The organism is Mesorhizobium sp. WSM4842 (assembly GCF_055901575.1).
This window is the reverse complement of record NZ_CM148372.1, coordinates 2,090,590-2,110,000: the sequence shown is the minus strand read 5'-3', so window position 1 is coordinate 2,110,000 and position 19,411 is coordinate 2,090,590. Positions and strand designations below refer to the sequence as shown.

At 63.4% G+C, this 19,411-nt stretch carries 22 protein-coding genes (1 of these 22 cut by a window edge); 12 read left to right on the top strand and 10 right to left on the bottom strand.

Annotated features, from left to right (window positions below):
• A protein-coding gene (locus tag AC0NIE_RS10200) for an alpha/beta fold hydrolase (protein WP_473487969.1) crosses the window boundary here: on the bottom strand, positions 1-99 show its start. Its footprint begins 681 nt before the window's first position; only the first 99 of its 780 coding nucleotides appear in the window; it begins with the start codon at positions 97-99; its stop codon lies beyond the left edge, outside the window.
• A gap of 127 nt (positions 100-226) precedes the next feature.
• On the opposite strand from AC0NIE_RS10200, the gene AC0NIE_RS10195 reads away from it, so the two are divergent.
• The 3 genes from AC0NIE_RS10195 (at position 227) to AC0NIE_RS10185 (ending at position 5,702) form a co-directional block, all read left to right on the top strand.
• Entirely contained in the window at positions 227-1,156 is a 930-nt protein-coding gene (locus tag AC0NIE_RS10195; RefSeq protein ID WP_473487970.1) for a LysR family transcriptional regulator, read from the top strand.
• Between the two features lie 260 nt (positions 1,157-1,416).
• Complete coding sequence (locus AC0NIE_RS10190; protein WP_473487971.1) at positions 1,417-2,571, top strand: efflux RND transporter periplasmic adaptor subunit; 1,155 nt, start codon at positions 1,417-1,419, stop codon at positions 2,569-2,571.
• Positions 2,571-5,702 carry an efflux RND transporter permease subunit gene (locus AC0NIE_RS10185; RefSeq protein ID WP_473487972.1) on the top strand — a complete coding sequence of 1,044 codons (3,132 nt, stop codon included), beginning with the start codon at positions 2,571-2,573 and terminating at the stop codon, positions 5,700-5,702. The genes AC0NIE_RS10190 and AC0NIE_RS10185 overlap by 1 nt, the downstream gene beginning before the upstream one ends.
• 7 nt (positions 5,703-5,709) lie before the next feature.
• On the opposite strand, the gene AC0NIE_RS10180 is transcribed toward AC0NIE_RS10185, so the two are convergent.
• Entirely contained in the window at positions 5,710-5,901 is a 192-nt protein-coding gene (locus tag AC0NIE_RS10180; protein WP_123151247.1) for a DUF2283 domain-containing protein, read from the bottom strand.
• Entirely contained in the window at positions 5,898-6,161 is a 264-nt protein-coding gene (locus tag AC0NIE_RS10175; protein WP_473487973.1) for a DUF4258 domain-containing protein, read from the bottom strand. The genes AC0NIE_RS10180 and AC0NIE_RS10175 overlap by 4 nt, the downstream gene beginning before the upstream one ends.
• A 189-nt stretch (positions 6,162-6,350) precedes the next feature.
• Here AC0NIE_RS10175 and AC0NIE_RS10170 point away from each other — a divergent pair, with 189 nt between their 5' ends.
• The 4 genes from AC0NIE_RS10170 to AC0NIE_RS10155 all read left to right on the top strand — a co-directional run bounded on the left by AC0NIE_RS10170 (position 6,351) and on the right by AC0NIE_RS10155 (position 8,898).
• On the top strand, positions 6,351-7,166 hold the full coding sequence (locus AC0NIE_RS10170; RefSeq protein ID WP_473487974.1) for an SDR family oxidoreductase: 816 nt from the start codon (positions 6,351-6,353) through the stop codon (positions 7,164-7,166).
• 26 nt (positions 7,167-7,192) lie between these two features.
• Positions 7,193-7,687 (top strand): MaoC family dehydratase, encoded by a 495-nt coding sequence (locus AC0NIE_RS10165; RefSeq protein ID WP_029348059.1) that lies wholly within the window; start codon positions 7,193-7,195, stop codon positions 7,685-7,687.
• Positions 7,688-7,785: 98 nt separating this feature from the next.
• Positions 7,786-8,433, top strand: a complete 648-nt coding sequence (locus AC0NIE_RS10160) for a TetR/AcrR family transcriptional regulator (RefSeq protein WP_473487975.1) — start codon at positions 7,786-7,788, stop codon at positions 8,431-8,433.
• Between the two features lie 219 nt (positions 8,434-8,652).
• Positions 8,653-8,898 (top strand): DUF680 domain-containing protein, encoded by a 246-nt coding sequence (locus AC0NIE_RS10155; protein ID WP_473487976.1) that lies wholly within the window; start codon positions 8,653-8,655, stop codon positions 8,896-8,898.
• 86 nt (positions 8,899-8,984) lie between these two features.
• Here AC0NIE_RS10155 and AC0NIE_RS10150 read toward each other — a convergent pair whose 3' ends face one another.
• The 5 genes from AC0NIE_RS10150 to AC0NIE_RS10130 all read right to left on the bottom strand — a co-directional run bounded on the left by AC0NIE_RS10150 (position 8,985) and on the right by AC0NIE_RS10130 (position 14,469).
• Entirely contained in the window at positions 8,985-9,215 is a 231-nt protein-coding gene (locus AC0NIE_RS10150; protein WP_292182999.1) for a hypothetical protein, read from the bottom strand.
• 51 nt (positions 9,216-9,266) lie between these two features.
• Positions 9,267-9,848 (bottom strand): sarcosine oxidase subunit gamma, encoded by a 582-nt coding sequence (locus AC0NIE_RS10145; RefSeq protein WP_473487977.1) that lies wholly within the window; start codon positions 9,846-9,848, stop codon positions 9,267-9,269.
• Positions 9,841-12,834 (bottom strand): sarcosine oxidase subunit alpha, encoded by a 2,994-nt coding sequence (locus tag AC0NIE_RS10140; RefSeq protein ID WP_473487978.1) that lies wholly within the window; start codon positions 12,832-12,834, stop codon positions 9,841-9,843. The genes AC0NIE_RS10145 and AC0NIE_RS10140 overlap by 8 nt, the downstream gene beginning before the upstream one ends.
• Entirely contained in the window at positions 12,831-13,127 is a 297-nt protein-coding gene (locus tag AC0NIE_RS10135) for a sarcosine oxidase subunit delta (protein ID WP_095492142.1), read from the bottom strand. The genes AC0NIE_RS10140 and AC0NIE_RS10135 overlap by 4 nt, the downstream gene beginning before the upstream one ends.
• Positions 13,128-13,215: 88 nt before the next feature.
• Positions 13,216-14,469, bottom strand: a complete 1,254-nt coding sequence (locus tag AC0NIE_RS10130) for a sarcosine oxidase subunit beta (protein ID WP_473487979.1) — start codon at positions 14,467-14,469, stop codon at positions 13,216-13,218.
• A 263-nt stretch (positions 14,470-14,732) separates the two neighbouring features.
• Between AC0NIE_RS10130 and AC0NIE_RS10125 the strand changes: the two genes are divergently transcribed.
• Both AC0NIE_RS10125 and AC0NIE_RS10120 read left to right on the top strand, forming a co-directional pair.
• Positions 14,733-15,491 carry an SDR family oxidoreductase gene (locus tag AC0NIE_RS10125; RefSeq protein ID WP_473487980.1) on the top strand — a complete coding sequence of 253 codons (759 nt, stop codon included), beginning with the start codon at positions 14,733-14,735 and terminating at the stop codon, positions 15,489-15,491.
• 109 nt (positions 15,492-15,600) lie between these two features.
• A complete protein-coding gene (locus AC0NIE_RS10120) occupies positions 15,601-15,987 on the top strand; it encodes an SET domain-containing protein (protein ID WP_473487981.1) in 387 nt (128 codons plus the stop codon).
• An 87-nt stretch (positions 15,988-16,074) separates the two neighbouring features.
• Here the strand turns inward: AC0NIE_RS10120 and AC0NIE_RS10115 are convergent, their stop codons facing one another.
• Together AC0NIE_RS10115 and AC0NIE_RS10110 are read right to left on the bottom strand one after the other, a co-directional pair.
• Positions 16,075-16,422 carry a DUF6766 family protein gene (locus tag AC0NIE_RS10115; protein WP_474047273.1) on the bottom strand — a complete coding sequence of 116 codons (348 nt, stop codon included), beginning with the start codon at positions 16,420-16,422 and terminating at the stop codon, positions 16,075-16,077.
• 82 nt (positions 16,423-16,504) lie between these two features.
• On the bottom strand, positions 16,505-17,014 hold the full coding sequence (locus tag AC0NIE_RS10110; protein WP_473488051.1) for a ferritin-like domain-containing protein: 510 nt from the start codon (positions 17,012-17,014) through the stop codon (positions 16,505-16,507).
• Positions 17,015-17,422: 408 nt separating this feature from the next.
• Here AC0NIE_RS10110 and rpsU point away from each other — a divergent pair, with 408 nt between their 5' ends.
• The 3 genes from rpsU (at position 17,423) to AC0NIE_RS10095 (ending at position 19,329) form a co-directional block, all read left to right on the top strand.
• Positions 17,423-17,695, top strand: coding sequence for a 30S ribosomal protein S21 (rpsU, locus tag AC0NIE_RS10105; protein WP_023675331.1), 273 nt, complete (start codon positions 17,423-17,425; stop codon positions 17,693-17,695).
• Positions 17,696-17,845: 150 nt separating this feature from the next.
• On the top strand, positions 17,846-18,691 hold the full coding sequence (locus tag AC0NIE_RS10100) for a tetratricopeptide repeat protein (RefSeq protein WP_473487982.1): 846 nt from the start codon (positions 17,846-17,848) through the stop codon (positions 18,689-18,691).
• Between the two features lie 164 nt (positions 18,692-18,855).
• The gene (locus AC0NIE_RS10095; protein WP_123151260.1) at positions 18,856-19,329 is read left to right on the top strand and encodes a DUF992 domain-containing protein; all 474 of its coding nucleotides are present in this window, start codon (positions 18,856-18,858) and stop codon (positions 19,327-19,329) included.
• Positions 19,330-19,411: the final 82 nt, after the last annotated feature.

The following is a 19,411-nucleotide window of genomic DNA, read 5'->3' as shown; positions in this document are numbered from 1 at the left end:
GTGGACGAGAACGATATTGCGGAGCGGCGCGCTCTGTGCGTCGGCAGCAGTTGCCGAAAGCGTCAGCGCACCGACGGCGATCGCTAGGGATTTGATCATAATAATTCTCCAGTTGGATTTTGCTGTTGATAGGACAATCATGATCTACCCTGAAGGGTCTGACTTGATTATCGAGCGGATTCGGACATCAATGTCTCAAAATGAGAGACAATCCTGGAGGACGCAAATGCTGCACGACTTCAGCGATACGGTCGCTTTCGTAAAGGTGGTGCAGGAAGGGAGCTTCACAGCGGCGGCGCGCGTGCTCAAGGTGCCGAAGACACGGATCAGCCGGAAGGTGCAGGAGCTGGAATCCAGACTACAGACACAACTGTTGAATCGGACAACGCGCAGCCTGAAGCTGACTGAAGCGGGAGCGGTTTATTTCCAGCACTGCGAGCGAGTGGTGAAGAATCTGGAGGATGCGGAGAACGCAGTGGCGGAGTTGCAGCAACATCCGCGCGGGTGGCTTCGGATTACAGCCCCGTATTGGCTGGCAACTCGCGTCCTCGCGCCGCTGCTCACCGAGTTTCGCCGCTTCTATCCAGAGGTGTTCCCGCAATTGCTTCTTGGGCACGAAGTCGTCGATCTTGTCACCAAGGGCATCGACGTCGCTTTCCGGCTCCAGGAAGGCACCCTGCCCGATTCCACGCTCACGGCTCGGCGGCTCGGCGCATTACCGATGGGCATCTATGGAGCCCCGACCTACCTGGAACGTGCGGGAATGCCACAGCATCCTTCGGAGCTGGCAGAACATGCCTGTCTGTTGACAGAATTCTATTTCAATCGTCCGGCTGTAGAATGGCCCCTGTCGAGCGGCGGCGAGCAGTCCCAGTTCAAAGTACGAGCAGTGGCCGTCGCCAGCGATCCAGAGGCTCTTCACGGGTTCCTGCTGGAGGGAGTTGGCCTGTTCATGACCAACCATGTGCGCGTCAAGTCGGACGTTGCGGCTGGAAGACTGGTTCGTGTCCTGCCCGAGTGGGCAGGGCCCGAACCGACCCTCTATGCGATCCGGCCAGGAGGCGGCGTTCAGCCGCCCAAGGTTAAAGCATTCTTGGACTTCCTCATTCCGCGGCTCGACTTGAAGAGGATTGACAGCAAAGGGAGCCACATCTGAAGCCGATCCTGCGCACAAAGCGCTTCTTCCGCCGCATCGCCGGGCGTTAAACTGACCCACTACCCCCTTTGGCAGTAGCCGGCTGATGCAGTTTGACCCGAGCTAGCCCTTATCAACGTTACGCCGATTTAATGTGCAAGCGAGCGGGAGAATTGCCATAAAGCTTTGATATCGACGAGTCATCCTGCGTGTCGGAGTGTGCCGTCGCGTCTACTTCACCTTGGGAACCGTAGGCGGTATATTTGCCAACCGGAGCGCCGATGGCCACCTGGAAACAGATCGTATTTGCACTTGTGATCCTCGTCGCGGCTGCGGCCGCCTGGGTTCGCTTTTTTCCAGGCGCGCCGGATGTGCTGGCGCGCTGGGGCATCGATTGGGCTTATGCCGCAACGCCACCAACGGGCGCCGTCGATAACGCCGGGCAAGCAGGCAGCCGCAACGCCGCCGGCCGGCGGGTGACTATCGTTGCATTGCCGGCGTCCGCCGCCATCATCAACGATCGCCTGCAGGCGATCGGCACCGGCCGCGCCAACGCCTCGGTGACGATCAATCCCTACAGTTCCGGCCGCCTAGTAGAATTCCTGGTCGAGTCCGGCGCGCATGTCGAAAAGGGGCAGGTGATCGCCACCCTCGATTCCGACACCGAGGTGATCGCACAGGACCGCGCCAAAGTTGCTTTGCAGGACGCGCAGGCCAAGCTCGTCCGGGTCAAATCGCTGCGGGCTTCCAACGCTGCGACAGCGGTCGCCGTTGCCGATGCCGAAGTGGTGCTGGCCAATGCCAAGCTGGCGCTTCGCGATGCGGAACTGGCCTTGCGGCGCCGCTCGATCGTCGCACCGATCGCCGGTGTCGTCGGCATCCTGCCGATTGCCGCCGGCAACTATGTGACCAGCCAGTCGGCGGTCGCCACCCTCGACGACCGCTCCAGCATACTGGTCGAATTCTGGGTGCCGGAGCGCTTCGCCGCCGCCGTCAAGATCGGCGCGCAATTGTCGGCGACGCCGATTGCCAATCCCAACAAAGCCTATACCGGTACGGTTTCCGCTATCGACAACCACATCGATGAAGCCAGCCGTACCCTCCTGGTCAAGGCAAAGATCGCCAACCCGGCCGATTCGCTGCGTGCCGGCATGTCCTTCCAGATCTCCATGAAATTCCCCGGCGACAGCTATCCGGCGGTCAGTCCGCTGGCGATCCAGTGGGGTTCGGACGGCGCCTATATCTGGGCCATCGTGGACGGCAAGGCCAAGCGGGTGGCCGTGCGCATCATCCAGCGCAACACCGAGACCGTGCTGATCGACGCCCCGATCGTCAGCGGCGACATGGTGGTGACCGAAGGCACCCAGAGCGTCAGCGAAGGCGGCGAGGTCCGCATCGCCGGCGAAGAACAGCGCGCCGCGGACGCCGACGGCTGATGACCGCAACCAACAACGCCGCCGGCGACACAGGCTTCACCGCGCTGTTCATCCGCAGGCCGGTGATGGCCTTGGTCTTGAACACGCTGATCGCGGTCGCCGGCCTTGCTGCCTTCTACGGTGTCGAGGTCCGCGAACTGCCTGATGTCGATCGCGCCGTCGTCACCGTTAACACGACCTTTGAAGGCGCTGCGGCCGAGACCGTCGACCGCGAATTGACCGACGTGATTGAGGGCGCGGTCGCCCGCGTCTCCGGTGTGAAGTCGATCTCGTCCACCTCGTCCTTCGGCACGAGCCGCGTCACCATCGAATTCAACGACGGCGTCGACCTCGACGTCGCCGCCTCCGATGTGCGCGATGGCGTTGGCCGCGTCGTCGACCAGATGCCTGACACGGCGGATGCGCCGCGCATCGTCAAGGCCGACGCCAATTCCGAGCCGGTGATGCGGCTGGCTGTCACCTCCGACACCATGTCGGTGCAGGACATGACGGTGCTAGTCCAGGACCAGATCGAGGACGAGCTTGCCGCCGTGCCCGGCGTTGCCGACGTCCAGGTCTATGGCGACCGCGACAAGATCTTCCGCATCGATGTCGACCAGAACAAACTTGCCAGCCTGGGCTTCACCGTCGCCGACCTGAGGACAGCGCTGGCTTCGGTCGCTTTCGATTCGCCGGCCGGTTCGATCACCACGACCAACCAGGACCTGATCGTGCGTCCGACGGCGGACGTGACCACGCCGGAGGAGTTCGAAAACATCATCATCGGCGGCACGACCCGCATCCGCGACGTCGCCACCGTCACGCTCGGCCCCGACATCGGCCAGACCACATTGCGCTCGAACGGCAAGACCGGCATCGGTCTCGGCATCATCCGCCAGGCGGAATCGAACACGCTGGATATTTCGACCGGCGTCAGAGCCGCGGTCGCCACGCTGCAGGCGGATCTGCCCCAGGGCATGTCGATCAAGGTCACCAGCGACGATGCGGTCTTCGTCAACGGCGCGGTGCATGAAGTCGAAATCGCACTCGGCCTGTCCGTCTCCATCGTGCTGATCGTCATATACGTGTTTCTCCTCGACTGGCGCGCGACGCTCATTCCGGGGCTTGCGATGCCGGTCGCCATGATCGGGACGATCGCCGCCATCTATCTCGCCGGCTTCTCGGTCAACATATTGACGCTGCTCGCCCTGGTGCTGGCGACGGGCCTGGTCGTCGATGACGCCATCGTCGTTCTCGAAAATATCGTGCGACGACGCAACGAAGGCATGGGGCCACGCGCCGCGGCCGTGCTTGGCGCCCAGGAAGTGTTCTTCGCCGTCATCGCCACGACGCTGACGCTGGTCGCCGTGTTCGTGCCGATCTCCTTCCTGCCCGGCCAGACCGGCGGCCTGTTTCGCGAATTCGGCTTCGTTCTCGCAATATCGGTGCTTCTGTCCGCCGTCGTGGCGCTGACCTTTTGTCCGATGCTTGCCTCGCGCATGCTGTCGGTCGCGCCGCTTCATCACGAAGGCGGCAGCGGCATCGGCGCCCGCATCGGCGGCGCGCTGAACAGGCTCTACCGGCGCTGCCTACGTACCTGCCTCGATGCGCCGTGGATCGTGCTCCTGGTCGCGCTGCTGTTTGGAGCCACCGCCTTCACGCTGTTCGGCACGATTCGCCAGGAACTGACGCCGACCGAGGATCGTGCCGTCGTGCTCATGCGCGTCGACGCGCCGCAAGGCGTCAGCCTCGACTACACGACGCAGCAGATGCAGAAGATCGAAAAACTGATCCAGCCGCTGCGCGATTCCGGCGAAATCCGCAACACCTTCGAGAGCGCCGGCCGGAACGGCGCCTACAACGCCGGCTTCATGGTGATGACGCTGGCGCCATGGGACGAGCGCGACCGCAGCCAGCAGCAGATCATGGCCGACATCAGCCGGCTCACCCGGCAGGTGCCGAGCGTGCGCGTCTTTCCGATACAGCCCAACAGCCTCGGTATTCGCGGCGCCGGCAACGGCCTGCAGTTCGCGCTGGTCGGCAACAACCGTGCGGCGCTCGGCGACGCTGCGGTGAAGATCATCGCCGAGATGCAGAAGGATCCCCGCTTCCAGTCGCCGCGGCTCTCCGTCGACCCGACGCAACCCCAACTTTCCGTCGCCATCGACCGCGAGCGCGCTTCCGACCTCGGCATCGACATTACCGGGCTTGCCGATACCTCCCAGGCCATGCTCGACGGCAATGATGTCGTCGACGTCTATATCGCCGACCGCAGCTACGGGGTGAAGCTCGTCTCGACGACCAACCCGATCAACGATCCGACCGATTTGGAGAACATCTTCCTGAAGACGGCCGACGGCCGCTTCGTGCCGATGTCGACCATCGCCACGTTGACCGAGCGCGCCGTACCGCCCTCGCTGACCCGCGAGCAGCAGCAGCCGTCGGTGGCGATCACCTCCAACCTCAGCAGCGATTTCGCACTCGGCCAGGCGCTGACCCGCGCCGAAGCAATCGCCACGCCGCTGCTGCCGGCGGGCAGCCGCATCGTGCCGTTGGCCGAGGCGGCGACGCTGGGTGAGACCAACAGCGCCATGATCACCATCTTCGGCTTCTCGCTGGTCATCATTCTTTTGGTGCTCGCCGCACAGTTCGAGAGCTTCGTCAGCGCGGTCATCATCATGGCGACGGTGCCGCTCGGCCTCGCCTGCGCGATCTTTGCCCTTTTGCTCAGCGGCACCAGCCTCAACGCCTACAGCCAGATCGGCCTGGTGCTGCTGGTCGGCGTGATGGCCAAGAACGGCATTCTGATCGTCGAGTTCGCCAATCAGTTGCGCGACCGCGGGCTCGGCGTGCGCGAGGCGATCGAGCAGGCCTCCACCATCCGGCTGCGGCCGGTGGTGATGACGATGATCTGCACCGTGCTCGGCGGTGTGCCGCTGGTGCTGGCGAGCGGCGCCGGCGCCGAGGCGCGCATCGCGCTCGGCTGGGTGATCGTCGGCGGCCTGGGTTTGGCCACCGTGTCGACGCTGTTCCTGACGCCGGTCGCCTATCTCCTGCTCGGCCGCTTCGTCACGCCGAAGGTGGAAGAGGCATCGCGGCTGAAGCGCGAGCTCGAGGAAGCCGCCTACACCAATGTCGACCCGGCGGAGTAGGTTCGGGTCAGGCAGCCTTCAACATCGCGGCGGGAAGGTGTTCTCGGGCATCCAGCACCTCCATGCCGACGATGTGACCCTCAGCATCATAGTCGAGGACTATGCCTGCGGAAACTTCCTCGCTTTCCTGAATCGCTTCCGAGGAAAAACGGATGTAGGCAGCATTAGCTTCCGGGTCATATTCGAGTTTGAGTGTCATTTCGGCCTTCTCGCCCCGCGATCGAAGTAGACAGACAGTATACGGATTTCCTCAGGCGTTACCACACAGATGACGCGCAGGATGCGATTGCCATTTTCGGGCACCCGCTTGTACAGACGTATCACCGAGGTGTCTTTCACATCCGCCGCTTGCCAATCCGGTTCCCACACAGCTCGTTCGATCCAGCGTTTGTCGAGCGAACGTTCACGAATGACTGTCTCGGCATGGTTGGTGTACAGCAGCGGGCGTTTCGCAATCATTCCGCAGCCATATCCCGATCAACACCGTGCCGCCGGGCCCGGCCAGTCAGCCAACACGCGCCCCATCGCCTCGGTTTAGGCACTTTACCCGTGGCAAGGAATGATCGTACTTCGGGAAGCCTTGTCAACGCGAGCCATTTCGTCTGGACAAGGGGGCAGGAGCGAGGGAATTATCCGGAGGAAATTGCAATGAGCTATCTGGACGAGCTGTTTTCGGTGGCCGGCAAGACCGCGCTGGTGACCGGGGCTGCGACCGGCATCGGCCGCATGGCTGCAACCGCTTTGGTCAGGGCCGGCGCAACCGTGATGATCGCCTCGCGCAAGGGCGAGGATTGCATCAGGGTTGCCGGCGAACTGAACGGCCTCGGCGGCTCCGGCCGGGCCGAAGGCTTTGCCGGCGATGTCTCCAGCGAAGCTGGCATCGCAGCGCTGGTCGATGAGGTCAAGGCGCGGGCCGAGCGGCTGAACATCCTGGTCAACAATGCCGGCGTTTCCTGGGGCGCGCCGCTGGAAAGCTTCCCCTACCATGCCTGGGCCAAGGTGTTCGGCGTCAACGTCACCGCCGTCTTCCATCTGACGCGCGAGCTTCTGCCGCTGCTCGACGCCGCCGCCAGCGATGCCGATCCGGCCCGGGTGATCAATCTGGGTTCGGTGATGGGCACGCAGCCATTGGCCGACGACGCCTACTCTTACGCTGCGTCGAAGGCTGCTGTTCATCATCTGACGCGCACCTTGGCGATCGAGTTCGCCGCCCGCCGCGTCACCGTCAACGCGTTCGCGCCCGGCCCCTTCCAGAGCCGGATGACCGCCTTCGCCACCGCGACCGAGGACCAGGCCAAGCATGTCGGCGGCCATGTTCCGATCGGCCGCATCGGCGCGCCGGATGACATTGCCGGCGCAACGCTCTATTTGTGCAGCCGTGCCGGCAGCTATGTCACCGGCGCCATCCTGCCGATCGATGGCGGGCAGTCGGTGCAGCATGGGCTGACACTGTTCAAGGAATGAAGCCGCTCGCGTTCCGGACGGTTGAAATGGAGGACATCAGCGTGGAACCGATCAGTCTCGATGTGCTTCTGGCCAGCGTCGGCAAGGAAGTCGGCGTGTCGCCCTGGCGGGTGGTCTCGCAGCGCATGATCGACCAATTCGCCGATGCCACCGACGACCACCAGTTCATCCATTGCGATCCGGAGCGCGCCAAGCGCGAGACGCCGTTCGGCGGCACCATCGCGCATGGCTTCCTGTCGCTTTCGCTTTTGTCGGCGATGACCTTCGAGACCATGCCGCCGCTCGAAAACAGCAAGATGGGCGTCAATCATGGCTTCGATTCGCTGCGCTTCCTGGCGCCGGTGAAGACCGGCGCGCGCATCCGCACCCGATTCGTGCTGGCCGACGTCAAGGTCAGGCCGTCGGGCTGGGTGCAGACGGCGCATGATGTGACCATCGAGATCGAGGGGTCGAAAAAACCGGCGCTGACCGCGCGCTGGCTGACGCTGACATTGATCGAACGCCAGCCAGAAGCGGCTTGAGTGGCGAACGCTGGTAACCCTGTTACGGCGATCATCTTGTCCGATTCCGTACAGCGTATATAATTTAGCCAGCCACTAACAATAAAGGCAGGCGAAGATTGCCGCTCAGCGTCCAGACACGCCGCGAGAAACAAAAGGCCGAACTGCGCTCCGAACTTGTCGATGCGGCGCACAAGCTCGTGCAGGAGGAAGGCTATGAAGGCCTCACCATACGCAAGCTGGCCAAGCGCGTCGGCTATGCACCGATGTCGGTCTATTCCTATTTCGCCGACAAGCAGGACATTCTGTTCGCGCTGGCCGAGGATGCGTTCGAGACTCTGGCAAAGCGTATCGAGGATCACCCGGCCGACGATCCGATCGAGGCGCTGCGGGTGGTGATGACCGAATACGCGGCCTTCGGCCTTGGCAACCCCAACGAGTATCGCACGGTGTTCATGACCGAAAAGGTCAAGCCCCCGGAAGGCAGGAACTTCGCCGAGATGCAAGAGGGCAACCCGTTGATGAAAGTGCTGATCAATAGGGTCGAGGCCTGCGTTGCCGCCGGCAGGCTGAAGGGCGACCCGCGCGCCATCGCCACCATGCTATGGGCGGTCGGTCACGGCACGATCTCGCTGCTGATCACCTTTCCTTTCTATCCGTTCGGCGACCAGCAGGCTTTCGTCAAGCGGATGTGCGACTTCACGCTTGCCGCGCTGGCCACCCAGGACGTGCCGCCGCTGACCGAGACGCGGGTCAACTGCTGCTGAAAGGTTCCTTCGGTTTCGGGTACCTGAAGATCGTGTACGGCACGGGTGAACGGCGCCGCGTGCGCAACTCGGCGCGCGCTGGTGCGACGCGATTCCCAACATCCACATAAAATTTTCGTACATGTACGACTTCTGGCTTGAACCCTCTGATTGCCGGGTGTATATGTACGCTTTACCGTACATGTACGGAAAATTCAGCGGTTGAACTGGAGACAGAAGATGAGAAAGCCGATCTTCGCCCTCGCGGCCGTCCTGGCATTCTCGGGCGCGGCCTTCGCCGGCCAGAGCCAGCCCGGCAAGCAGGCGCCGGCCGCAGCCTGCGCCGACATCAACATCGAGCTCGATTGCGACGCGACCGGATCGGTCGAAAAGTCAGGCTCGGCCACTCGCAACGGCTCGACTGAAAACAAGGGCCCGCGGCTCGGTATCGACATCGATCCGTGGATCGTGCCAAGCACGTTCTGAGGTTCGAAGACAAAAGGGCGACAGGAAATCCTGACCGCCCGTTTTCGTGGCCATTTCAGCCCGGCGCCGCTGGAGCCCGATGGAAGCTATTTCCTTCGCTTCTTCATTCCGGCCACGATCTTGGCCTTGCCGGGTCTTGCGGGAGCACCGGAAATGGAGGTCCCGGTGATTGACACGGGATCACTGGCCGGAAACGTGTCCTCAAGCCCTTCCTCGAGTTCCTCTTCAATGTTTGGTTCTTGGTGCTGCTCGTGTTCGAACGAGCGCACGGCCGGCGTCTTCTGGACCGGTGGATTCGGCGCCGATTTCGACGGCATCGACATTCTCCCTCGACTTGCTCCGGCAACAGCCGACCGCAGCGAGTATTCCTAAGCCGCTGCGTCGCCTGCCGCCTCCGACAGGAAAGTAAAGACATAATCGGAAAAGGAACGCCAGCATTCAACGCGGAACGCGTCGGTCGCGGTGCGCAGCAGCACGATTTCGACCTTGCCCAGAATGGTGCGCGACGCCGCGCCGACCGGAAAGGCGTCGAGCGACAGATCCTGCGGGCAGCCTGAATTGATCGTCGCCGCCGCTGCCGGGCCGGTGACCGATATGGCGACGTTGCGATGCGAGATGCCGACCGCAGAATGCAGCACTGTCACCTCGGCGCAGTCGGCGAGCGGGTCTCTTCCCACCTCATCGATGACCAGCCATTCGTCTGGCCCAAGCCACAACGCCGTGCGCCCGGCCTTCGCCGCCGAAGTTTTGGGCTTTCGCGGCAGGGTCACGCCGAGCGCCTTCGAAAGCGCCGCGACCGAGGCGTCCGGCGCGCGCAGCGAAATACGCTCCGCCGGCTGCAACACTGCAAGCGTAACGCCGGTTACGGAAAGCTCCTGGCCCGCGAGGACCGGCCGGCGTTCGACCGACGGCGCAGCGGCTGCAGATTTCTTCGCGGCAACCTTAGCCATTGAGGCGCTCCCCCTTCTCGTCGAAGAACACCATGCCCGTGACCTCCACCTCGATCGTCCCGTTGGGCATCGGCACGTAAAGCGTCTCACCCATCCGGTCGCGGCCGCCGGCAACCAGGGCCAGCGCGATCGAGCGACCGCAATTTTCCGACCAGTAGCTCGAGGTGACATGGCCGATCATGGTCATCGGGATCGCCTGCTTCGGATCGCCGACGATCTGCGCGCCTTCTTCCAGCACCACCTTAGGGTCTTTGGTCTTCAGGCCGACCAGCTGCTTGCGGCCCTTGGCGACAAGATCCGGCCGCGCCATGCCGCGAACGCCGACGAAATCGGCCTTCTTCTTGCCGACGGCCCAGTCGAGCCCGGCGTCGTTTGGCGTCACCGTGCCGTCGGTGTCCTGGCCGACGATGATGTAGCCCTTTTCCGCACGCAGCACGTGCATCGCCTCGGTGCCGTAGGCGCCGGCGCCATGCTTCTGGCCCTCGGCCCACAACGCTTCCCAGACGGCCTGGCCGTAGTCGGCCGGCACGTTGACCTCGAAGCCGCGCTCGCCGGTGAACGACATGCGGAACAGCCTTGTCGGCACGCCGCAAATCCTGCCCTCGCGCACCGACATATGCGGCAGCGCCCCGTCCGACATGTCGATGCCCTCGATCAGCGGCGCGATGATCTCCCGGGACTTCGGTCCCTGCACCGCGATCACCGCCCATTGCTCGGTGATCGAGGTCAGCCAGACATTGAGATGCGGGAACTCGGTCTGGAGGTAATCCTCCATATGGTTCATGACACGCGGCGCACCGCCCGTCGTCGTCGTCACATGGAAACGGTCGACTGCAAGTCTTCCCACCACGCCGTCGTCATAGATGAAACCGTCCTCGCGCAGCATGATGCCATAGCGGCAGCGGCCGGGCTCCAGCTTCTCCCACGGATTGGTGTAGAGCAGTTCCATGAATTTGGCCGCATCCGGCCCGACCACCTCGATCTTGCCCAGCGTCGAGGCGTCGAACAGGCCGGCTGTCTTGCGCACCGTGACACACTCACGATCGACGGCGGTGTGCATGTCCTCGCCCGCCTTCGGAAAATACCAGGCGCGCTTCCATTGGCCGACATCCTCGAACATCGCACCTTGAGCCTCGGCCCAGGGATGGATCGCCGTCTTGCGGGTCGGGTCGAAGAGCGGACCCCGCGCGTGCCCGATGATCGCGCCGAAGGTCACCGGCGTGTAGGGCGCCCGGAACGTCGTCAGACCGACCTGCGGGATCGGCTTGTCCAGCGTCTCGGCGGCGATAGCCAGGCCGTGCATGTTCGAGGTCTTGCCCTGGTCGGTCGCCATGCCGTTGGTGGTGAAGCGCTTGACGTGCTCAATCGAGCGCATGCCTTCATGCACCGCCTGGCGGATGTCCTTGGCGGTGACGTCGTTCTGGAAATCGACGAAGGCCTTGACTGTCGTATCCGGCCCGGCGCCGGGCGCCGCACCCAGCATGCCGCGCGACCAGCTCTCGCTGGCGTCGACCTTCGGCTTGGTTCCCTTGACGGTGTTGGCGCTGGCATCTTTTGCCGCCTTGGCGCCCGCCGCATAGGCCTCTTCGATCGTCGCCGACAGCCCGTCCGTGCCGTTGCAGGCGCCGACGGAGACACAGTCCTGCGCGTAGGTGCCGGGCACGAAGCGCTTGGTCTCGTCGTTGAAGGCAACCTTGCCGCGCGACTGCGAGAACAGATGCACCGACGGTGTCCAGCCGGCCGACATCAGGATGGCGTCGACCGGGATGGTGCGCTCGCCGCCGCCATTCTTCGGCTGCACGGTCATCGACGAGACTCGCAATTTGCCGCCCGCGCGGATCACCGCGCGGCCGAAATTGACCTCGATGCCGAGCGCCCTCGCCTCGTCGATCACCGACCCGGTCGGGTTGTCGCGCAGGTCGACTATCGCCGCCACGCCGACGCCGGCTTTCTTGAGGTCGATCGCCGCCGCATAGGCGGAATCATTGGCCGTATAGACGCCGACATTCCTGCCGACCGCGACGCCGTAATGGTTGAGATAGGTGCGCGCCGCTGACGCCAGCATGATGCCGGGCCGGTCGTTGTCGGCAAACACCATGTGCCGCTCGATGGCGCCGGTCGCCAGCACCACGCGTTTGGCGCGAACCTGCCACAGCCGCTCGCGCGGCAGGTCGCGGCCGGGGTTCTGCAGATGATCGCTGACGCGCTCGACCAGCCCGACGAAATTCTGCGCATAATAGCCGAAGGCCGTGGTGCGGGACAGCACGCGGACATTGTTCATGGCCTTGAGCTGCGCGACTGCCGCCTGCGCCCAGCCAAAACCGTCCTGGCCGTCGACCTTGGCGCCGCTCTCGAAACGAAGGCTGCCGCCGAAATCCGCCTGCTCGTCGGCAAGGATCACGCGCACGCCGGTTTCGGCCGCGGCAAGTGCGGCGGCGATGCCGGCAGCACCACCGCCCAGCACCAGCACGTCGCAATGGGCGTAGCGCGCCGAATAATGGTCGGGATCCGGCTGGTCGGGGGCGACGCCGAGGCCGGCGGCGGCACGGATCTTGGGCTCGTAGAGGTTTTTCCAGGCGGACTTCGGCCACATGAAGGTCTTGTAGTAGAAGCCGGCCGAAAGCAGCGGCGAGGCGATGTCGCCGACCGCACTGACGTCGAAGGAAAGCGACGGCCAGCGGTTCTGCGACTGTGCAGTCAGCCCGTCATAGAGCTCCTGCACCGTGGCGCGGACATTTGGTGTCTTCCTGGCGGAGTCGCGCTTGATCTCGACCAGCGCATTGGGCTCTTCCGCCCCAGCGGACAGGAAGCCGCGCGGGCGGTGGTATTTGAACGAACGGCCGACCAGATGCACGCCGTTGGCAAGCAGCGCCGAGGCCAGCGTATCGCCCTCGACACCGGCATAGGACTGGCCGTCGAAGCTGAAGCGGGTCGTCTCTGCCTGCTTGAGGCGCCCGGCGCCGGGAATGCGGAACGCTGCGATCATTTGGCGGCTCCCGGCAGCTTCGCCGGCTTGGGTTCGCCGGCCTTGTAGGTCATCAGGAACCTGTCGCTGACGGTGTCGCGCACGGCATTGAAGAACCGCGCGCAGCCATGCATGTGCCGCCAGCGCTCATAAATGATGCCTTTGGGATTCGAGCGGATGAAGAAGAACTTTTCGAAGTCGTCATCGCTTGTCGCGGCCATATCTGCCGAACGTGCAATATGCGCCTCGCCGGCGTTGCGGAATTCGAGTTCCGGACGCTCTTCCTCGCAATAGGGGCAGCGGATGAGAAGCATGGTTGTTCCTACAATTCGCCATGGCCGACGCGGGCGCCGGCCGGTTGATCGCAAAGCCCCTGACCCAACATCCCGAAGGGAGCCATCATCAGTGTGCCACCGCTGCCGCTGCCGCCTCGTCGATCAGCCGGCCGGTGCGGAAGCGCTCGATGGTGAAGGGCGCGTTGATCGGGTGGGGATCGTCCCTGGCGATGGTGTGGGCAAAGACATGGCCCGAGCCGGGCGTCGCCTTGAAGCCGCCCGTGCCCCAGCCGCAATTGACATAGAGGCCGGGCACCGGCGTCTTGGCCAGGATCGGCGAGCGGTCGGGCGTCACGTCGACGATGCCGCCCCACGACCGCAGCATTTTCATGCGGGTGAACATCGGGAACATCTCGCAGATGGCGTCGAGCGTGTGCTGCAGGATATGCAGGCCGCCGGTCTGCGAATAGGAGATATATTGGTCGGTGCCGGCGCCGATGACCAGCTCGCCCTTGTCGGACTGCGAGATATAGGCGTGCACCGTGTTCGACATCACCACGCAGGGGAAGACCGGCTTGACCGGCTCCGACACCAGCGCCTGCAGCGGATAGCTTTCCAGCGGCATGCGCACGCCGGCCATGTTCATGATGACGGACGAATGCCCGGCGGCAACGACGCCGACCTTCTTGGCGCCGATGAAGCCGCGCGTCGTCTCGACGCCGGTGACCGCGCCATTCGGCGCCCGCTTGACGCCGGTGACTTCGCAATTCTGGATGATGTGGACGCCGCGCGCCGAGGCGCCGCGCGCATAGCCCCAGGCTACGGCATCGTGCCGCGCGGTGCCGCCGCGACGCTGCAGGGTCGCGCCCATCACCGGATAGCGCGCATCGCGCGAAATGTTGAGCGGCGGGCAGAACTCCTTGGCGGCTTCCGGCGTCAGCCATTCATTGTCGATGCCGTTCAGCCGGTTGGCATGGACGTGGCGTTTCAAAACCTGGATGTCGTGCACATTGTGCGCCAGCATCATGACGCCGCGCGGCGAATACATGACGTTGTAGTTGAGCTCCTGGCTGAGCCCGTCCCACAGCTTCAGCGCATGGTCGTAAATTCCAGCGCTCTCGTCATAGAGATAGTTGGAGCGGATGATTGTGGTGTTGCGGCCGGTGTTGCCACCGCCGAGCCAACCCTTTTCCAGCACCGCGACATTGGTGACGCCGTGCACCGTTGCCAGGTAGTAGGCGGTGGCCAGGCCATGGCCGCCGGCGCCGACGATGATGACGTCGTACTCCTTCTTCGGCTCCGGCGAGGACCACTGTTCCTCCCAGCCCTTGTGGCCGCGCATGGCCTCGCGGGCAATGGCGAATACCGAATATTTCTTCAACGTTCCAGCCTCGCAGATAGCGGCCGGGCATTCACTCAAGCCCCGGCGCGCGAGGTGTACCACTAGCGAAACCGCGCTGCCAGCCTTGCGCTGTTTGCGACGGCGCTTGCCGTTTTGCGCCACGGCCAAAAAGACCTGTCGAAGCAACGAACCGAACGACGCCTCCGGACGCCTTCGCAGGTATCGGGTGGCTCGCACCGCCTCGACCTGCGATCAACATCCCGATTGCCGGCAAAGCTGGCGCGAAAGAAAAGGATGCAAAAATGCTCGCACTCGCCAACAAGGTCGCCATCGTCACCGGCGCCAGCTCTGGCATCGGCCGCGCCACGTCCAAGGTGTTTGCCGAGGCTGGCGCCAAGCTGGTCGTCGCTGCCCGTCGCCAGGCAGAGCTGGACGCGCTCGTCGCGGAAATCGAGGAGGCCGACGGCACCGCCATTGCTCTTGCCGGCGACGTCCGCGACGAGGCCTATGCCAAAGCCCTTGTCGACCTGGCGGTCGGCCGGTTCGGCGGGCTGGATATCGCCTTCAACAACGCCGGCTCGGTCGGCAAGATGGGTCCGATTTCGGAGTTGTCGCTGGAGGGATGGCGAGAGACGCTCGACACCAACCTGACCAGCGCCTTTCTCGGCGCGAAATACCAGGTGCCGGCGATGGTCGATCGCGGCGGCGGATCGCTGATCTTCACCTCTACCTTCGTCGGCCATACCGTCGGTATGCCCGGCATGACCAGCTATGCCGCAAGCAAGGCCGGGCTGATCGGATTGACGCAGGTGCTTGCCGCCGAATATGGCGCGAAAGGCGTGCGGATCAACGCGCTGCTGCCGGGCGGCACCGACACGCCTTCGGCAACGTTCAAGACACCTGAATCGCGAGCCTTCGTCGAAAACCTGCATGCCTTGAAGCGCGTTGCCGAGCCTGAAGAGATCGCCCGCTCGGCGCTCTATCTGGCGTCGGATGCATCGAGCTTCACCACCGGCGCGGCGCTGTTTGCCGATGGTGGTGTCTCGATCAGCCGGACGTGAGGCGTTTCCCGCGTGGACGAGCGAGTCGCAATGTCGCAAAAGCGATCTTGCTTTCCAGCGCGATTTGGCGATTTCTTCGGACACTTCTGTTCGAAGACGGGCCTAAAACATGCTGCTGATCAGGACCTACATCGCCGCGAGCGCAATCGAGGGCGTCGGCGTGTTCGCCGCCGAGCCGATCAGGAAGGGAGCGTCGATCTGGCGGCTCGATCCGGATTTCGACCGGCTGATCCCGACGGAAAAATATAAGACGGCGCCGCCGCACCTCAGGGAATTACTCGACAGATATGCCTATCCAAGCCCGGACCGGCCCGGATTCATGGTCTATGAAGTCGACAACGGCCGCTTCATGAACCATTCCGAAAGGCCGAACACGGATTTTTCTCGGCATGGCGGGGCAACCGCGATCCGCGACATAGCGGCGGGCGAGGAGATAACCTGCGACTATGGCGAGTTCTTCGAGGATTTCGAGCGGCTTCATTTGGCCACGGCATAGAGGAAGCGCCTGTCCGCTTGCTCTGTTGCGAATGCTGACCATAAAACGGCCCGGGTCGACGATCGGCTCCAGGCCACGTTTCCAGCCCTAGTTCCGGTGAGAATGCGGCTCGTCGGTGTGGCGGCCGTCGTACTGCAGGTCCAGCTCCCGAATCGCCTCCTTGCCCTTCTCTGGATCGACAAGCCTGAGAAGCGCGTCGATCTTGGCCTCCATACGGTCGGTACTCTCCTTCGATTGCGGCGATCCGACGAAGAGCAGGAACGCCAGGCCACCGACCTGCCAGAGCAGCTGCAGGAATTCCGACTGCCAGTTCTCGAGCGTGTCGCGGCTCATCTCGATCAGATAGCCGCCGAACTCGGGCGGTTGGCCAAGCGCTCGCTGCTCGTCGAGATAGGCGAACCAGCCGAAAACCCAGTGGCCGAAAAGCGAAATGATGAAGAAGCCGAGGGTGATCTAGGCGTAGCTGTAGGCGCGCCACACCGAAGATCGTTTCACATTGCCCGCCGGCCTGCTGTCGTTACCGCTTGGCATTGTCGCTGTCCGACGCCGAGCGAGCCAGGAACTGCTGCGTAGTCGCGGGCAGCTTGTTTTTCAGCCACTCGGCCATCGCCTGCTCCTCACGCAGATTTTGTTCGCAGGCCCGGGCGATCTCTGTTTCGCCGAGGGATTCGGCGGTTGCGATTAGGATCGTGTAGGAGGCGATCTCCATATGCTCGAAGGTGTAGCTCGCGAGTGAGCCTTTCATCACCTCGTCGCCGGCGAAGACGCCGCTTAGGGACTGCGCCATCGCCAGCAGCTTGCCGCCGGCGTCCTTCAGCGCGGATGTATCTTCGCCCAATCTTTCGAGGCAGGTTCCGAGGCGCGCGGCGTGTCCCTTCGTCTCATCGAGGTGCAGGCTAATGCGCTTACTGAGCTCGGGATAACTCTCCAGCCGGCTCAGCAGTCCGTTCAGCATGGTTTCGGCCTGCTCCTCCATCGCATGCGCGTCCTTGAGCCATTGGACAAGCCATTCACGCGTGCCTGACATCGGCTTCCCCTGTGCTTGTTTCGCCGCAACAACCATTGGGGAACGAGGTTGGTTCCTTCGTTGATAGAGCCGGGCGGAGCGTTCTGCCGGATTGGGGCAGCCAGAATTTATCGGTGGCGAAGAAAACGCCAACGATCGCTCATCGGTGCGGAGAGCCCGCCCCGAGAAGGCAAATCTACTACCAGAGGTCGTAATTCCTTGCTTTGTGACGGCAGTTATGCTATTGATTTCCGCATCATGCTGATTTGCGCCGACGACCCGCCGCCGAGGCGGGTTTTTCGTTTCGGCAGTGGACAGAGCGGCATGATTCTGCTATCAGCCGCCACAATTCGTGGTGTAGACCGCCGCGGAGGCAAGCGACTATGGCCACTTGCCTGTTGTTAACAAACCCGAAAGACAGGATTGCCCGTGCAGGTACTCGTCCGCGACAACAATGTTGATCAGGCGCTTCGCGCGCTCAAGAAAAAGATGCAGCGCGAAGGCATCTTCCGCGAAATGAAGATGCGCGGACATTATGAGAAGCCTTCCGAGAAGCGCGCCCGCGAAAAGGCGGAAGCCGTTCGCCGCGCCCGTAAGCTGGCCCGCAAGCGCGCCCAGCGCGAAGGCCTGCTGCCGATGACGCCGCGCCCGGTGGCGGCTGGTGCTGCTGGTGCCGGTGCTCCGCGTCCGCCGCGGTTCTGACGCCAATTTTTCGTCCTTTTCGAAGGATACCCAGGGTGGCGCGATGCGTAATCGCCGCCACCTTTTTGTTGAATTCGACCAGTTCGGAGAGGGCCGGTTCGGAGAAGGAACAGACCTGACGGCGCGGCGGGCAGTGAGGACAGAGCAGACATGAATGCAACAAGCGTGGAGCGCAGAACCGCAATACGCGGCTTCGCCCTGACGGCAGCCCTGCTTTCCGGCTTAGCGCTCGCCGGCTGCCAGACAGCCCCGACCGGCGAATTCACCAACATCGACAAGGCACAAGGGTCGGCCGAAAACATCTCCTCGCTGTCGGCCGTTATCCAGCGCAGCCCCCAGGATCCGGAAGGCTACAATGTGCGCGGCTCGGCCTATGGCCGCGGCGGCCAGTATCAGGCGGCGCTCAAGGACTTCAACACCGCCATCCAGCTCAATCCGAATTTCTACCAGGCCTATTCGAACCGCGCTCTCATCCAGCGCTTCCTCGGCGACCAGGCGGCCGCGCTTGCCGACTACAACCGCTCGATCCAGATCAATCCCGACTATGACGCCGCCTATATCGGCCGCGGCAATCTCTACCGCAAAGCCGGCCGCATCCAGGAAGCGTTCAACGATTTCCAGAAGGCGATCCAGCTCGACACGACAGATGCGCGTGCCTATCACAATCGCGGCCTGATCTATCAGAGCCAGAGCCAGCACGCTTTCGCCATCGAGGATTTCTCGACCGCCATCTCGCTGGCGCCGGACGCCGCCGAACCCTACAATGGCCGCGGCCTCTCCTACCTCGCCATGAACGATGAGGACAATGCCTTCGCCGACATCAACATGGCGATCAAGCTCGACGGCAAGAATGCCGAGGCCTGGTCCAACCAGGCGCTGATCTACGAGCGGCGCGGCGACAAGGCCAAGGCGGCAAAATCCTACCGCGAGGCAGTGCGCCTCAACCCCACCTACCAGCCGGCCAAGGACGGCCTGGCACGCACCAGTACCGGCTGACCGACGGCGGCGTATCGGCCTGATACGGCAGGCCTGCCGTTTGGCATGCCTTCGAAACCTTCAATGACTGTGCATTGACGCTCGCCTTGATCGCGCCAAGTTCTCGGCGGAACGCTCGGGATGTTCAGCCGTTGTTCAAGGCAATTCGCGAAAGGACCCCTCCCATGATCAAGAAACTCGCCTGTGCCGCCGCCCTCGCCGCCACGGTGCTCGCTGCCCCTGCCAGCGCGGGCAGGCTGGAGCTTGGCGTGCTCGACTGCACCATCGACGGCGGCACCGGCTACATCGTCACATCCAACAAAGGCGTGGCCTGCACCTTTCGCCCTCATCATGGCGGTCCCCCCGAAGCCTATACCGGGGTCATTTCCAAGCTCGGCGTCGACGTCGGCAGGACGTACCAGGGCGAATTGATATGGGCAGTTCTGGCGGCCACCCGCGATCGTAATTCCGGCGATCTTGCCGGCAGCTATTATGGCGTCAACGCCGAGGCCAGCCTGGTGACCGGCGGCGGCGCCAACCTTCTGGTCGGCGGACTGAACAGCGCCTTCTCGCTGCAGCCTCTCAACGTGCAGGCGCAGACCGGCGTCAACCTGGCCGTCGCCGTCACCTCACTGGAGCTGATCCACTCTTTCAAATAAGCGCCATAGCGTGGCTCTGCGGCGCGGAACAGGATTGGACTGTTCCGCGCCGCATGATTTTTGGAATACCGCCATGCCAACG

Bases quoted from the DNA above. Each gene is read 5' to 3' on its own strand.
- AC0NIE_RS10195 (WP_473487970.1), top strand. From the start codon at position 227: ATGCTGCACGACTTCAGCGATACGGTCGCTTTCGTAAAGGTGGTGCAG.
- AC0NIE_RS10190 (WP_473487971.1), top strand. From the start codon at position 1,417: ATGGCCACCTGGAAACAGATCGTATTTGCACTTGTGATCCTCGTCGCG.
- AC0NIE_RS10185 (WP_473487972.1), top strand. From the start codon at position 2,571: ATGACCGCAACCAACAACGCCGCCGGCGACACAGGCTTCACCGCGCTG.
- AC0NIE_RS10180 (WP_123151247.1), bottom strand. From the start codon at position 5,901: ATGACACTCAAACTCGAATATGACCCGGAAGCTAATGCTGCCTACATC.
- AC0NIE_RS10175 (WP_473487973.1), bottom strand. From the start codon at position 6,161: ATGATTGCGAAACGCCCGCTGCTGTACACCAACCATGCCGAGACAGTC.
- AC0NIE_RS10170 (WP_473487974.1), top strand. From the start codon at position 6,351: ATGAGCTATCTGGACGAGCTGTTTTCGGTGGCCGGCAAGACCGCGCTG.
- AC0NIE_RS10165 (WP_029348059.1), top strand. From the start codon at position 7,193: ATGGAGGACATCAGCGTGGAACCGATCAGTCTCGATGTGCTTCTGGCC.
- AC0NIE_RS10155 (WP_473487976.1), top strand. From the start codon at position 8,653: ATGAGAAAGCCGATCTTCGCCCTCGCGGCCGTCCTGGCATTCTCGGGC.
- AC0NIE_RS10150 (WP_292182999.1), bottom strand. From the start codon at position 9,215: ATGCCGTCGAAATCGGCGCCGAATCCACCGGTCCAGAAGACGCCGGCC.
- AC0NIE_RS10145 (WP_473487977.1), bottom strand. From the start codon at position 9,848: ATGGCTAAGGTTGCCGCGAAGAAATCTGCAGCCGCTGCGCCGTCGGTC.
- AC0NIE_RS10140 (WP_473487978.1), bottom strand. From the start codon at position 12,834: ATGATCGCAGCGTTCCGCATTCCCGGCGCCGGGCGCCTCAAGCAGGCA.
- AC0NIE_RS10135 (WP_095492142.1), bottom strand. From the start codon at position 13,127: ATGCTTCTCATCCGCTGCCCCTATTGCGAGGAAGAGCGTCCGGAACTC.
- AC0NIE_RS10125 (WP_473487980.1), top strand. From the start codon at position 14,733: ATGCTCGCACTCGCCAACAAGGTCGCCATCGTCACCGGCGCCAGCTCT.
- AC0NIE_RS10120 (WP_473487981.1), top strand. From the start codon at position 15,601: ATGCTGCTGATCAGGACCTACATCGCCGCGAGCGCAATCGAGGGCGTC.
- AC0NIE_RS10110 (WP_473488051.1), bottom strand. From the start codon at position 17,014: ATGTCAGGCACGCGTGAATGGCTTGTCCAATGGCTCAAGGACGCGCAT.
- AC0NIE_RS10100 (WP_473487982.1), top strand. From the start codon at position 17,846: ATGAATGCAACAAGCGTGGAGCGCAGAACCGCAATACGCGGCTTCGCC.
- AC0NIE_RS10095 (WP_123151260.1), top strand. From the start codon at position 18,856: ATGATCAAGAAACTCGCCTGTGCCGCCGCCCTCGCCGCCACGGTGCTC.